General features: G+C 72.5%; 11 protein-coding genes. 6 read left to right on the plus strand and 5 right to left on the minus strand.

The window, feature by feature from the left end:
• Positions 1 to 29 precede the first annotated feature (29 nt).
• On the plus strand, positions 30 to 1,022 hold the full coding sequence (locus JNW98_RS16385; protein ID WP_223768968.1) for an aldo/keto reductase: 993 nt from the start codon (positions 30 to 32) through the stop codon (positions 1,020 to 1,022).
• Here the strand turns inward: JNW98_RS16385 and JNW98_RS16390 are convergent.
• A complete protein-coding gene (locus tag JNW98_RS16390) occupies positions 1,012 to 2,259 on the minus strand; it encodes an MFS transporter (protein ID WP_223768969.1) in 1,248 nt (415 codons plus the stop codon). The two genes, JNW98_RS16385 and JNW98_RS16390, sit on opposite strands and share 11 nt — an antisense overlap.
• A gap of 83 nt (positions 2,260 to 2,342) precedes the next feature.
• Between JNW98_RS16390 and JNW98_RS16395 the strand changes: the two genes are divergently transcribed.
• A complete protein-coding gene (locus JNW98_RS16395) occupies positions 2,343 to 2,882 on the plus strand; it encodes a PadR family transcriptional regulator (protein WP_223768970.1) in 540 nt (179 codons plus the stop codon).
• 59 nt (positions 2,883 to 2,941) lie between these two features.
• Here JNW98_RS16395 and JNW98_RS16400 read toward each other — a convergent pair whose 3' ends face one another.
• Genes JNW98_RS16400 through sdhC form a run of 4 tightly spaced genes read right to left on the minus strand, consistent with a single transcriptional unit; the run spans position 2,942 to position 6,334 of the window.
• A complete protein-coding gene (locus JNW98_RS16400; RefSeq protein WP_185941950.1) occupies positions 2,942 to 3,700 on the minus strand; it encodes a succinate dehydrogenase iron-sulfur subunit in 759 nt (252 codons plus the stop codon).
• Positions 3,700 to 5,454 (minus strand): succinate dehydrogenase flavoprotein subunit, encoded by a 1,755-nt coding sequence (gene sdhA, locus JNW98_RS16405; RefSeq protein ID WP_223768971.1) that lies wholly within the window; start codon positions 5,452 to 5,454, stop codon positions 3,700 to 3,702. Before sdhA ends, JNW98_RS16400 begins: the two co-directional genes overlap by 1 nt.
• A 20-nt stretch (positions 5,455 to 5,474) precedes the next feature.
• Positions 5,475 to 5,945 carry a succinate dehydrogenase hydrophobic membrane anchor subunit gene (locus JNW98_RS16410; protein ID WP_223768972.1) on the minus strand — a complete coding sequence of 157 codons (471 nt, stop codon included), beginning with the start codon at positions 5,943 to 5,945 and terminating at the stop codon, positions 5,475 to 5,477.
• A gap of 8 nt (positions 5,946 to 5,953) precedes the next feature.
• On the minus strand, positions 5,954 to 6,334 hold the full coding sequence (gene sdhC, locus JNW98_RS16415; RefSeq protein ID WP_223768973.1) for a succinate dehydrogenase, cytochrome b556 subunit: 381 nt from the start codon (positions 6,332 to 6,334) through the stop codon (positions 5,954 to 5,956).
• A 335-nt stretch (positions 6,335 to 6,669) separates the two neighbouring features.
• Between sdhC and JNW98_RS16420 the strand changes: the two genes are divergently transcribed.
• The 4 genes from JNW98_RS16420 to JNW98_RS16435 all read left to right on the plus strand — a co-directional run bounded on the left by JNW98_RS16420 (position 6,670) and on the right by JNW98_RS16435 (position 13,186).
• Entirely contained in the window at positions 6,670 to 8,352 is a 1,683-nt protein-coding gene (locus tag JNW98_RS16420; RefSeq protein WP_223768974.1) for a beta-N-acetylhexosaminidase, read from the plus strand.
• Between the two features lie 220 nt (positions 8,353 to 8,572).
• Positions 8,573 to 10,639, plus strand: coding sequence for a glycosyltransferase (locus JNW98_RS16425; RefSeq protein ID WP_223768975.1), 2,067 nt, complete (start codon positions 8,573 to 8,575; stop codon positions 10,637 to 10,639).
• Between the two features lie 704 nt (positions 10,640 to 11,343).
• On the plus strand, positions 11,344 to 12,441 hold the full coding sequence (locus tag JNW98_RS16430; RefSeq protein WP_223768976.1) for a DUF4328 domain-containing protein: 1,098 nt from the start codon (positions 11,344 to 11,346) through the stop codon (positions 12,439 to 12,441).
• Between the two features lie 34 nt (positions 12,442 to 12,475).
• Positions 12,476 to 13,186, plus strand: a complete 711-nt coding sequence (locus JNW98_RS16435; protein WP_223768977.1) for an RNA polymerase sigma factor — start codon at positions 12,476 to 12,478, stop codon at positions 13,184 to 13,186.
• Positions 13,187 to 13,360: the final 174 nt, after the last annotated feature.

Consider the following 13,360-nt stretch of genomic DNA (forward strand, 5'->3'; position numbering starts at 1 on the left):
CCCGCATCACCACGCACAGGAGGCCCGGCATGACCAGCATTCCCACCCGACGACTCGGCGGACTCACGGTCGGCGCCCAGGGCCTCGGCTGCATGGGCATGAGCCACGCGTACGGCGCGTCCGACGACGACCGGTCGATCGCCACCCTGCACCGCGCCCTCGACCTGGGCGTCACCCTCCTCGACACCTCCGACTTCTACGGCGGCGGCCACAACGAGGAGCTGATCGGCCGGGCCCTCGCCACCCCCGGGCGCCGCGAACAGGCTGTCGTCGCCACCAAGTTCGGCTTCGCCAACCGGCTGGGCGAGCCCACCGTGATCCGCGGCGACGCGGCGTACGTCCGGCAGGCGTGCGAGGCGTCGCTGCGCCGGCTCGGCCTCGACCACATCGACCTCTACTACGCGCACCGGATCGACCGGAACGTGCCCGTCGAGGAGACCGTAGGGGCGATGGCCGAGCTGGTGGCGGAGGGCAAGGTGCGTCACCTCGGACTGTCCGAGGCGGGCCCCGAGACCCTCCGGCGGGCGTACGCCGTGCACCCGATCGCCGCCCTGCAGAGCGAGTGGTCGCTGTGGACCCGCGACATCGAGGCCGAGGTGCTGCCCGTCTGCCGGGAACTCGGCATCGGCGTCGTGCCGTTCTCGCCGCTCGGCCGCGGCTTCCTCACCGGCCGCTACACCTCGCTCGACACCCTGGAGCAGTCCGACATGCGGCGCACCCAGCCGCGCTTCGCCGACGGCAACCTGGAGAGGAACCTGGCGATCGTCGAGCGGCTGGAGGCCCTGGCGGCCGAGCGCGGCGTCACCGCGGGCCAGCTGGCCCTCGCCTGGGTCCAGCACCGCGGCGACGACGTCGTGCCGATCCCGGGCACCCGCCGCGAGAAGTACCTGACGGAGAACGTCGCCGCCGCCACCCTCGCGCTCTCCGCGGACGAGCTCGCCGCCATCGACGCGGCGGCCCCGGCCGGGGCGGTCGCCGGCTCGCGGTACGACGAGACCAGCCTGACCTACGTCAACGGCTGATCCCCGGGCCTTCGACGGCGGCTGCCGCGTCCGGGCGCGGCAGCCGCCGGAGGGCGGCCACCGCCCCGGCGAGGGCCGCCGTCACCACGACGGCGCCCGTCCAGCCCAGCGCGGCGACGTCGGTGCCGCCCGCCAGCAGCCGCGAACCTCCCCAGGAGCCCGCCGCGTTGCCCAGGTTGAAGGCGGAGGTGTTGGCGGCCACGGCCAGGGCCGAGCCGCCGCCCGCCGCGCCCAGCACCCAGGACTGCAGCGCCGGCACCAGGGCGCCGGAGGCCAGTCCGACCAGCAGGATCGCTCCCGGAACGGCGCCCTTCACCTCGGCGACGGCGCTGACCAGCGCGAGTGACGCGGCGAGCACCGCGAGCGAGACCGCCAGGGTGCCGCGCAGCGACCGGTCCGCGCACCGCCCGCCGAGCGCGTTGCCCGCGAACCCGCCCAGGCCGAAGAGGAACAGCAGGGCGGTGGTGGCCGCGGCCCCGTACCCCGTCGCCTCCCGCAGCAGCGGTGCGACGTAGCTGTAGAGCAGGAACCAGCCCGCCTGCGAGACGGCGGTGACGCCCAGGGCGCACAGCACCTGCGGCCGCTTGAGCACGCCGGTCCCCGCCGACCCCGCGGGCCCCCGGGTCACCGAGCGCGGCACCAGGGCCATGAGGGCCGCGAACGCCGGCACCGCCGCGGCCGTCACGCACCAGAACGTCGCGCGCCAGCCCCACTCCTGCCCGACGGCCGTGCCGAGCGGCCCGCCGAGGACCGTGGCCAGCCCCAGCCCGCCGGACACCCAGGCGATGGCCGTCCCCTGGCGGCCGGGCGGCGAGATCCGGACGGCGATGAGCACGCAGACCGCCGCGAAGGTGCTGTGCGTCAGGGCGCCCAGCGTCCGCGCGGCCATGAGCAGCGAGAACGAGGGGGCGAGCGCGCCCAGCACGTTGGCCGCGGCGAAGACGGCCAGCAGCACGGCCGCCAGGGACCGCGGCGCCACGCGCGCGGTGAGGGCCGTGACGACCGGCCCGCCGACGGCGACGACCAGGGCGTACGCGCTGAGCAGCTGCCCGGCGGTCGCCACCGGGACCCGCAGGTCCCGGGAGACGTCCAGCAGCAGCCCGACCAGGGCGAACTCGGCGGAGCAGAGGACGAAGGCGGCGAACGCGAGCGCCGCCAGGGCCGCGACCGGGGCGCGGTCGCGCGGTGTGGTGGGTGAGGACGTCGAGGACGTCGAGGATGCGGTGGCGGATGACAACGGTGGTGCTCCCTCCCTGAGTAGGTCGCTCCGTTGTATGTCGAAACGACCTATCTCGAAGTCTAGGGATATGCTGTCTGTCCATGTCAAGCCTGTTGGATCTCGCCATCCTGGGCTTCCTCCACGAGGAGCCCCTGCACGGCTATGAGCTGCGCACCCGCATCGCCCGCCTCACCGGGCACGTCAAGGCGATCAGCCACGGCACCCTCTATCCGGCGATCAAGCGCATGGAGGCGGCCGGACTGCTCGTCCGGGAGTCGCAGCAGGGGGCGGTGGCGGCCCCCCGGCACGTGCTGAGCCTGACCGAGGAGGGCCGGCGGACGTTCCTGGAGCGGCTGCGGCGGCCCGAGGACCCGTTCGTCACCGACGAGAACCGGTGGTTCGCGCTCCTCGGCTTCCTGCGCCACCTGCCCGACCGGCAGGCGCAGGCCGAAGTCCTCCGCAGACGGCTGGCGTTCCTCCGAGAGCCGAGCAGCTTCTTCTACGACGGCGACCGGCCGCTGGGCGTCGAGGACGTGGACGACCCGTTCCGGCGCGGCGTCCTCACCATCGCCCGCGCCACCTCACGGGCCGAACTGGCCTGGCTGGAGGAGACCGTCGCCGAGCTGGAACGGGCGGAGTGAACGCCGAAGGGCCCCGCTCCACGAATCGGAGCAGGGCCCTTCGGCTTGTACGACGGGGATCAGAAGCGGCGCGTGATCAGCGCCCGCTTGACCTCCTGGATCGCCTTCGTCACCTCGATGCCGCGCGGGCAGGCATCGGTGCAGTTGAAGGTCGTCCGGCAGCGCCAGACGCCGTCCTTGTCGTTGAGGATCTCCAGCCGCTGCTCCCCGGCCTCGTCACGCGAGTCGAAGATGAAGCGGTGCGCGTTGACGATCGCCGCCGGGCCGAAGTACTGGCCGTCGTTCCAGAACACCGGGCACGAGGACGTGCACGCGGCGCACAGGATGCACTTGGTGGTGTCGTCGAAGCGCTCGCGGTCCTCGGCGGACTGCAGGCGCTCGCGCGTCGGCTCGTTGCCCTTGGTGATCAGGAACGGCATCACGTCCCGGTACGCCTGGAAGAAGGGCTCCATGTCGACCACGAGGTCCTTCAGGACCGTGAGGCCCTTGATGGGCTCGACCGTGATCGGCTTCTCCGGGTTGATGTCCTTGATCAGCGTCTTGCACGCGAGGCGGTTGCGGCCGTTGATGCGCATGGCGTCGGAGCCGCAGATGCCGTGGGCGCAGGACCGGCGGAAGGTCAGCGAACCGTCCAGGTCCCACTTGATCTTGTGCAGACCGTCGAGCACGCGCTCCTTCGGGTCGATCTCGACCTCGAAGTCCTGCCAGGTCGCCTCGGCGGAGACCTCCGGGTTGAACCGGCGGACGCGGAAGGTGACCGTGATGTAGGGGGAGGCCTTGCTCGCGGCCTCCACCTTGTCTTCGATCGCGGTGCTCATCAGTACTTACGCTCCATGGGCTGGTAGCGGGTCTGCACGACCGGCTTGTAGTCGAGCCGGATCGAATCCCTGCCGTCCGCGTCGACCTCGCGGTACGCCATGGTGTGGCGCATGAAGTTGACGTCGTCGCGGTTGGGGTAGTCCTCGCGGTAGTGACCGCCGCGGGACTCCTTCCGCGCGAGCGCGGAGACCGCCATGACCTCGGCCAGGTCGAGCAGGTTGCCCAGCTCGATGGCCTCCAGCAGGTCGGTGTTGAAGCGCTTGCCCTTGTCCTGGACGGACACGTTCTTGTAGCGCTTGCGCAGCTCGGCGATCTTCTCGACGGCCGTCTTGATGGTCTGCTCGGTGCGGAAGACCATGACGTTGGCGTCCATGGTCTCCTGCAGCTCCTTGCGGAGCTCGGCGACCCGCTCGCTGCCCGTGGACTCGCGCAGCCGCTCGACCTGCTCCTGGACGAGCGCGGCCGGGTTCTCCGGCAGCTCGACGAAGTCGGCCTTCTGGGCGTACTCGGCGGCGGCGATGCCCGCGCGCTTGCCGAAGACGTTGATGTCCAGCAGCGAGTTGGTGCCCAGGCGGTTGGCGCCGTGCACGGAGACGCAGGCGACCTCGCCGGCGGCGTACAGGCCCGGGACGACGGTGTCGTTGTCGGCCAGCACCTCGCCCTCGACGTTGGTCGGGATGCCGCCCATGGCGTAGTGCGCGGTGGGCTGGATCGGGATCGGGTCCGTGTAGGGCTCGATGCCGAGGTAGGTGCGCGCGAACTCGGTGATGTCCGGCAGCTTGGCGTCCAGCTGCTCCGGCGGCAGGTGCGTCAGGTCCAGGTAGACGTGGTCGCCCTCGGGACCGCAGCCGCGGCCCTCGCGGATCTCCGTGTAGATGGAGCGCGAGACGACGTCACGGGACGCGAGGTCCTTCATGACCGGCGCGTACTTCTCCATGAAGCGCTCGCCGTCCTTGTTGCGGAGGATGCCGCCCTCACCGCGGGCGCCCTCCGTCAGCAGGATGCCCATGCGCCAGATGCCGGTCGGGTGGAACTGGAAGAACTCCATGTCCTCCAGCGGCAGGCCGCGCCGGTAGCAGGCGGCCTGGCCGTCACCGGTCAGGGTGTGCGCGTTGGAGGTCACCTTGAAGAACTTGCCGGTGCCGCCGGAGGCGTAGATGACCGACTTCGCCTGGAAGATGTGGATCTCGCCGGTGGCCAGCTCGTAGGCGACCACACCGGCGGACTTCTTGACGCCGTCCACCTCGGTGATCAGCTGGTCCAGGACGTAGAACTCGTTGAAGAACTCCACGCCCTCCTTGACGCAGTTCTGGTACAGCGTCTGGAGGATCATGTGGCCGGTGCGGTCCGCGGCGTAGCAGGACCGGCGGACCGGGGCCTCGCCGTGGTTGCGGCTGTGACCGCCGAAGCGGCGCTGGTCGATGGTGCCGTCCGGGGTGCGGTTGAACGGCAGGCCCATCTTCTCCAGGTCGAGGACCGCGTCGATGGCCTCCTTCGCCAGGATCTCGGCGGCGTCCTGGTCGACCAGGTAGTCACCGCCCTTGACCGTGTCGAAGGTGTGCCACTCCCAGTTGTCCTCCTCGACGTTGGCGAGGGCGGCGGCCATGCCGCCCTGGGCCGCGCCGGTGTGGGAGCGGGTGGGGTACAGCTTGGTGAGCACCGCGGTGCGGCTGCGCTTGGTCGACTCGATGGCCGCGCGCATGCCGGCGCCACCGGCGCCGACGATGACGGTGTCGTACTTGTGGATCTTCATGGTCGCGTCAGCCCCGGGCTCTAGCGGATGTTCGGGTCGAAGGTGAAGATCACCAGCGTGCCCAGCAGGACGGTGAACACCGTGGCGGTGTACAGCAGCATCTTCAGCCAGAAGCGGGTGTTGGCCCGCTCCGCGTAGTCGTTGATGACCGTACGGAGGCCGTTGGCGCCGTGCAGCATGGCGAGCCACAGCATGATCAGGTCCCACGCCTGCCAGAACGGCGAGGCCCAGCGGCCGGCCACGAAGGCGAAGCCGATCTTGGTGACACCGCCGTCCAGCACCAGCTGGATCAGGAGGTGGCCCAGGACCAGGACGACCAGCACGATGCCGGACAGCCGCATGAAGAGCCAGCCGTACAGCTCGAAGTTGGTGCGGGTCGACTTCGGCGTCTTCTTGGTGCGCTTGCGCGGTGCCTCGATGACGGGGGCCGGGTTGTCGACGTCGTAGAGGGAGACGTCGTCGGCGGTCGCGGGGGTGGTTTCAGCGGACATGTCTGGCGTCAGCTCCCGAACAGCGTGTGCAGCGTGTGGCTGAGCACGGGGTAGAAGGCGCCGGCCATCAGGACGACCCAGACGCCGACGACGGTCCACAGCATCTGCTTCTGGTACCGCGGGCCCTTGGACCAGAAGTCCACCGCGATGACGCGGAGGCCGTTGAGCGCGTGGAAGAGGATGGCGGCGACGAGGCCGTACTCCATCACGTTGACAACGGGTGTCTTGTACGTCGCGACGACGTCGTCGTACGCCTCGGGGGAGACGCGGACGAGAGCGGTGTCCAGGACGTGCACGAACAGGAAGAAGAAAATGAGGACGCCGGTGACTCGGTGAGCCACCCAGGACCACATGCCTTCCCGGCCGCGGTACAGCGTTCCAGCCGACACGGAAAACCCTCCGGGAGCGGGGATTGGGGGCTGCCGCCAGCTTGTAACCCAGTCAGGACTGCACTGTCGGTCGGGCCCGGCCGGGTACGGTCCACCGGCCCTGGCCATCGTAGCGACGCCTTGTCGGTTCGGTCGCGCGGGGTCCGGCAGGTGTGATCAAACTGGCATGTACGGGTCGGCGGTGGTGGACGAGAGCCGCATGGGGCGCCATGGTTGGCCGAATGGCCCTGGTTCACTGCCGGAAATTCACCCATAAGTGGGGGTTTTCGGGCGGGTATTCGAGGCTGTCGGCGGTGGAAAGAACTATCTTTTCCGCGATTGGGAGGTTTTGCTCCATGGGACTGCCTGTCAGAATCACCCGTTCCGCACGCTGGGCGCGTGTCGCGCCCCGGTCGCCGGGGCGGCTCGGCCCCGTCCGGCCCCGCACCCCCCTCGTCGGCCTGGTGTTCCTCGCCGCGCTGGCCGCCCCCGTCACCGCCGGCTGCTCCCACGACGGCGGGGCGGCCCCGTCCGGCCGGAGCGGCGGACGGGACGACGCCCGCTCCACCCAGGCGGCGGCACCCTCCTCTGCCACCCAGGTCACACCGGTCACCGGTTCCCCACGCACCGTCCCGGCCGTCCGCTCCTTCACCGCCCGCGGCGGCCCCGGCTGGCGGCCTTCCTCCACGATCCGCGTCGTCACCGACCCCGAAGGGCCGCTCGCCGACGAGGCCCGGCTGCTCGCCGGCGAGCTCAAGGTCACCATCGCTCCCGGACCCGCCCGCGCCGGCGACGTCGAGCTGGCGCTCCGCCCCGGCCAGCGCGGCGGCCCCGAGAGCTACGAGCTGACCACCCGCGACGGCAGGGTGCTCATCACCGCCCCCGACGAGGCCGGCGCCTTCTACGGCACCCGCACCCTCGTCCAGTCCGTCCGCTCGGGCGGCGGGCTCCCCGAGGGCGTCGTCGCCGACGCCCCCGACCGGCCGCAGCGCGGGCTCCAGCTGGACACCGCGCGCAAGCACTTCACCGCCGAGTGGATCGAGGCCCGGCTGCGCGAGATGGCCGACCTCAAGCTCAACCAGCTCGGCCTGCACTTCTCCGATGACCAGGGCTTCCGCATCGAGAGCGCGAGCCACCCGGAGATCGTCTCGCCGGAGCACCTCACCAAGGCCGAGGTCCGGCGCATCGTCGCCCTCGCCACCTCGCTGCACATCGCCGTCATCCCCGAGATCGACTCGCCGGGTCACCTCGGCGCCGTCCTCAAGGCCCACCCGGACCTCCAGCTCAGGGACGCCACCGGCACCCCCTCCCGGGGCGCCGTCGACATCTCCCTGCCGGGCGCGGCGAAGATCGTGGACGACCTGCTGCGCGAGTTCACCCCCCTCTTCCCCGGCCCTTACTGGCACCTCGGCGCCGACGAGTACCGCGCGCTGATGTCCCGCGACCCGCAGGGGTCCTACCCGCACCTCGCCGACCTCGCCCGGCAGCGCTACGGCTCCCAGGGCCGGGTGCAGGACCTGGCCACGGCCTGGCTCAACGACCGGGCCGCCGTCGTGCGCTCCCTCGGCAAGAAGGCCAAGGCGTGGAACGACGGCTTCTTCCGCGGCGGCCTCGTCGCCCCCGACCAGGCCATCGAGGTCGAGTACTGGACGGGCCGCGAGCTCGGCGCCCGGGACCCGCAGGAATACCTGAACGAGGGACGTACGGTCGTCAACCTGAACGACCAGTACCTCTACTACGTGCTCGGGGAGCCGAACGAGTTCCGCTACCCCACCGGCGAGCTGATCTACAAGGAGTGGTCCCCGGCCGTGCTCCGCGGCACCAGGCCGGTGGCGGCCGGGACGGCGGACCCGCGCCGGGTGCCGGGCGGCCGGTTCGCCGTCTGGTGCGACCACGCCGACGCACAGACCCCTGACCAGGTGGCAAACGGAATCCGGCTGCCACTCGCCGCCGTCTCCCAGCGGCTGTGGGACCCGCGGCCGCCCAAGCTGCCCTGGCAGGACTTCGGCACCCTCTACACCACCGTCCGAGGGGGCTGAAGTCCCGGCATCGGGCGGGCTTTCGACCGGTTTGCCGGGCCCTGGCGGCGGCCCGGGGGCCGGCGCTCCCCACACACCTCCAAAGCGGGCTAGCCTCCGGGGTTGAACCATGCGCGGCGTCCGGTCGTTGTCCAAGCGGAAGGCATCGGCCGGTGCGCGGCGCAGCTGTCCACGGCGGACGTGCGCGCTCGCGCGCCCATCGCACTGAACGAGGGCCCGGATGAAGATCGAATTCCTGCTGCACAATGCGTACGGCATCGGCGGAACCATCCGTTCGACCGTCAACCTCGCCACCGCCCTCGCCGACCGGCACGAGGTCCGCATCATCAGCGTCAACCGGCCCGTTGACGAGCCGGAACTCACCATCGACCCGCGCGTGCGGCTGACCCCCCTCCTCGACATGCGCGAGGGCACCGACGGCGACGAGTACGGCGCGCCCCTCAACCAGCGCCCCAGCGAGATCTTCCGCGACGAGCGCATCGACAACGGCCGGATGGCCGCCACCGCCCTCACCGACCAGCGCGTCGCCGCCCACCTCGCGGCCACCGACGCGGACGTGGTCATCGCCACCCGCCCCAAGCTCATCGGCTACCTCGCCCGTTACGGCAGCGACCGCTACCTGCGCCTCGGCCAGGAGCACCTCACCCACGAGGCCCACGTCCCCGAGCTGCACGCCGTCATGGACCCGGCCATCGCCGCCCTCGACGCCTTCGTCACCGTCTCCGAGGCCGACGCCGGCCACTACCGCGACGCCCTGCCCGCCGACCGCCGGGCGCAGGTGCTGTCCGTCCCCAACGCCGTCCCGGCCCCCGCCGCCGAGCCCTCCGACGGCGCCTCCAAGACGATCGTCTCGGCCGGGCGGCTCGTCGGCGTCAAACGCTACGACCGGCTCATCAACGCCTTCGCGAAGATCGCCGACGAGCGCCCCGACTGGCAGCTGCGCATCTACGGACGCGGCACCTCCAAGGCCAAGCTGCGCCGCCAGATCGAGGAGATGGGCCTCTACGAGCGGATCACCCTCATGGGCGCCCGCTCGCCCATCGAGACCGAGTGGGCCAAGGGCGCCGTCGCCGCCGTCGCCTCCGACGCCGAGTCCTTCGGCATGACCATCGTCGAGGCCATGCACGCCGGTCTCCCGGTGATCGCCACCGACTGCCCGTACGGCCCGCGCGAGATCCTCAACGACGGCACCGACGGCATCCTCGTCCCGCTCTCCGCGCAGAGCGAGGCCGACAGCGTCGACGCCTACGCCGAGGCGCTGCTCAAGCTCACCGGCGACGACGGGCTCCGCGCCCGGCTCGGCGCCGCGGCCCGCGCCGCCGCCCACCGCTACGAGCCCGACGCCATCGCCCAGCGCTACGAGCGGCTCTTCGAGGAACTCCGCCCCGGCTGCACCGCCCCCGCGAAGAAGGGCCTGCTCCGCGGCCTCTTCGGCGGCGGTCGCAAGCAGCAGCCCGCCCCCGCCGCGACCGCGCCCGCCGAGACCGCCCACCCCGAGGCGCGCTGCGCCGTCGCCGCCGACGGCTCCCTCGTCTTCCGGGTCCGCGCCGAGCAGCTCACCGCCGACGACTCCCACCTGCTGCTCCGGCACCGCGGCAGCAAGGGAAAGGAGGCCGTCCGCGTCCCGCTGCGGCGGACCGCCGGCGCCGAGTGGGCCGAGGCCCGTGTCGAGCGCGCCGCGCACACCCTGCCCGAGGGGCGCTGGGACAGCTACGCCGAGCGCAAGGCCGACAAGACGCGGCGCCGGCTGACCGCCGTCCTCGTCGAGCAGAAGGCCCTGCTCGGGCTGGGGCTCCAGGCCGGGCCGTCCGGCGTCGCGCCCTGGATCCCGTACGAGACCAGCGACGGCTTCCTCGCCGTCCGCACCTGGCTGCGGGAGCGGCACGCCGAGGTCACCGAGGTCCGGGTGGGTGACGACGTCGTCGCCCTCACGGTGGTGGTCCACGGCACGGAACTCCGCGACGGCGCCGAGCTGATCGCCCGGCTGCGCGGCGGCGACGGCGAGGTGGCCGACGTCCGCGCGCCGCTGGTGGACGGCACGGGCCGGCTGCCGTACGAGCCGATGTGGCGGCGCCGCGGCGAGGAGCAGGACCTGTGGGACCTGTACGTCCGCCCGGGCGCGGGCGCCGCGCCGGTCCGGCTCGGCCGGCTGACCGGCGACTTCGCCGACCGCAAGGGCATCGACACCTTCCCGGCAGCCGATCGGGACGGGGTGCGGCTGCGGCCGTTCTTCACGGTGACGAACGACCTGACCGTGTCGGTCAAGGACATCGCCGGGGAGGAGTGACGGGGCGCGAGCTCTGACGGACGCCGCGGGCTCTGACGGACGCGGTGAGCGTTGACGGACGCGGAGACGGCCGGGCCGCCACCCCCCACAGGAGAGGCCACGGCCGTCGTCCGCCGCGGACCCTGGTGGGGTCCGCACTCTCCTCAGCGCCGGACGGCCGGAAATCGTCACACCGCGGGGGCGCTGAGCCGTGTGCGGCCGGCCGCCGGGCTGGGGCGGGGCGGCTCGGGGCGGCCCGGGGCCGGTGGCCGGGTGGCCTCTTTCGGTCGTTTCCGTGCGGCCGGGTGGACTCTTCCGGTCCTGGCCGGCCCCTTCCGGACGGTTTCTGGACGGGAGCGGTCCGTTGCCCGTAACGTGCGGGCCGCGTCGCCCGGTGCGCACGTGGCGGCCCCACGGCCGCCGCCCCGCCCGGCAGCCGGCGCCGACGAGCAGTCGACTCACCGGCGCCGCCCGGTGCCGTTCCGGCGTTCCGTGGGGGGGACGAAGAGATGTATCCGTGTGGGCGATGCGGCGCCGCCGCCGTGGGGCCGGACGGCCGCTGCGCGGCGTGCGGCGCGGAGGAGCGGCGACCGGAGGGGGCGGCGGAGACGGCGGGACCGCCTCCGATATCCCCTCCGTCCCCGATATCCCCTCCGTCTCCGGTGCCTCCTGTTCCCTCCATGCCTCCGGTGCCTCCCGTGCCTCCTGTTCCCTCCATGTTTCCCGTGCCTCCGGCGGCCGGGCCGGTGCCGGTGAGCGGGGTCGACCTGCGCCGCGGTGTCCGGATCTCGCTCACGACCGTTCTGACGCTGGCGCTGCTCGGCCTGCTGCTGCTCGCCGCCGCCCGGTTCCAGCAGCGCGGCGCGCTCGCCGACGTGCTGGCGGACGGCGCGGTGCTCGATGACGCGACGGCGGACCAGGCCAACGAGGCGGACACGTTCTTCGCCTCGGTGTCCCTGGTGACCACCGTGCTCGGACTGGGCACGGCCGGACTCTGGGCGGCCTGGTTCCGGCGGGTGCGGCTCAACGCCGAGGTGCTGGCGCCGGGTTCGCACCGCTTCGGCAGCGGGTGGGCGGCGGGCGCCTGGTTCACTCCGGTGGTCAACCTGTGGTTCCCCAAACAGATCGCCAACGACATCTACCGCGCGTCGGCCCCCGCCGGGCCGGAGAGTGCGCGGAAGGGGCTGCTCAACGCGTGGTGGGTGAGCGGACTCGTGGCCGGCGCCCTCGCGGCGTCGAGCGCGGCCGGCTACGCGCTGACCGAGGCGAGGATGCGCCGCGACTTCCGGCTCGAACGGTACGACGCCTGGGAGGACGACGTCCGGAACCTGAGGACGCTCGCCGGGGCGAGCGCCTTCGGCTACCTGATGTGTGCCGCCGCCGGCGCTCTGGCGCTGCTGGTGGTACGGCAGTTGACGCGGATGCAGGAGGAACGGGTGCTGGCCGGGCTGGCGTTCGAGGACGGCGTCGCGGCCGGCGCCTACCCGGGACCGGGGTACGCCGCGCCGGCCGGGCCGTATCCGGCCTCCTGGCAGCACTCTCCTCCCTACCCCGGGCCGTACGGGTCTCCTGGGGCGTACGGGACACCCGGGGTGCCGCCCGGTATGCCACCCGGTCCGTATCCGGCCGCAGGGCCCTATGCTCCGTACCCGCCGCCGGGACAGGGCCCGTTGCCCGGGACGCCGGTGGGCCCGTACGGTCCTTCGTACGGGCCGTCGTACGGAGCGCCGAACGGTTCCCCGTACGGCCCTCCGCCCGGCGCGGGGGGTTTCGGGCCGAACCCCTACAACGGTGAGTCTGGCGATGGACCCGCGCATTACTGATTCATGAGTTCTGCAAGTGATGCAGGATGTGGGTGTGCAGGGGGATGACGCTGAGCTGACCGTCGCGGTACGCGCGGCGCAGGGCGGGGACGAGACGGCCTTCCGCGCGGTCTACCGGTCCGTCCAGCCCCGCCTGCTCGGGTACGTGCGCACGCTCGTCGGCGAGACCGACGCCGAGGACGTCGCCTCCGAGGCGTGGCTCCAAATCGCCCGCGACATCGACCGGTTCACCGGAGACGCGGACCGCTTCCGCGGCTGGGCCGCCCGCATCGCCCGCAACCGCGCCCTCGACCACATACGGATGCGCGGCCGGCGGCCGGCGGTCGGCGGCGACGACAGCGAACTCGCCGGCCGCGCCGGGAACGCGGACACCGCGGCGGAGGCGCTGGAGGCCCTGGGGACCGAACGGGCGCTCCGGCTCGTCGCCCGGCTGCCGCAGGACCAGGCGGAGGCCGTCGTCCTCCGCGTGGTCGTCGGCCTCGACGCCGCCACCGCCGCGGATGTGCTGGGCAAACGGCCGGGTGCCGTCCGCACGGCGGCGCACCGCGGACTGCGCAGACTCGCGCAGCTGATGAACGGAACGGACGCGACCGGAGGGGTCGGAGGGGTCGGAGGGGTCGAGGTGAACGGGGTGAACGGACAGCCGGGGTCGGACGGCATCCCCGGACAGCGCAGATCACCCCACGGGCCGGGTTCTTCTCGCGGTGTGACGCGATTGGGCGCGCGGACGCAGAAGGACATGTGATGGCGGACGACCACGAGCACGACCGGTGGGAGCACGACGACCGGTTGGACGGTACGGCGCTCGCCTCCTGCGCTTCCTGCGCCGCTTGCGGCTCCTGTGCTTCCTGCGCACCGGTCCCCGAGCCCGCGCGGGCGGACGCCGCCCTGGCCGCGCTGCGCGCCCTTGCCGCTCCCG

Source organism: Streptomyces huiliensis (genome assembly GCF_020037025.1).
In the GTDB taxonomy this organism is placed as follows: Bacteria; Actinomycetota; Actinomycetes; order Streptomycetales; family Streptomycetaceae; genus Streptomyces; species Streptomyces huiliensis.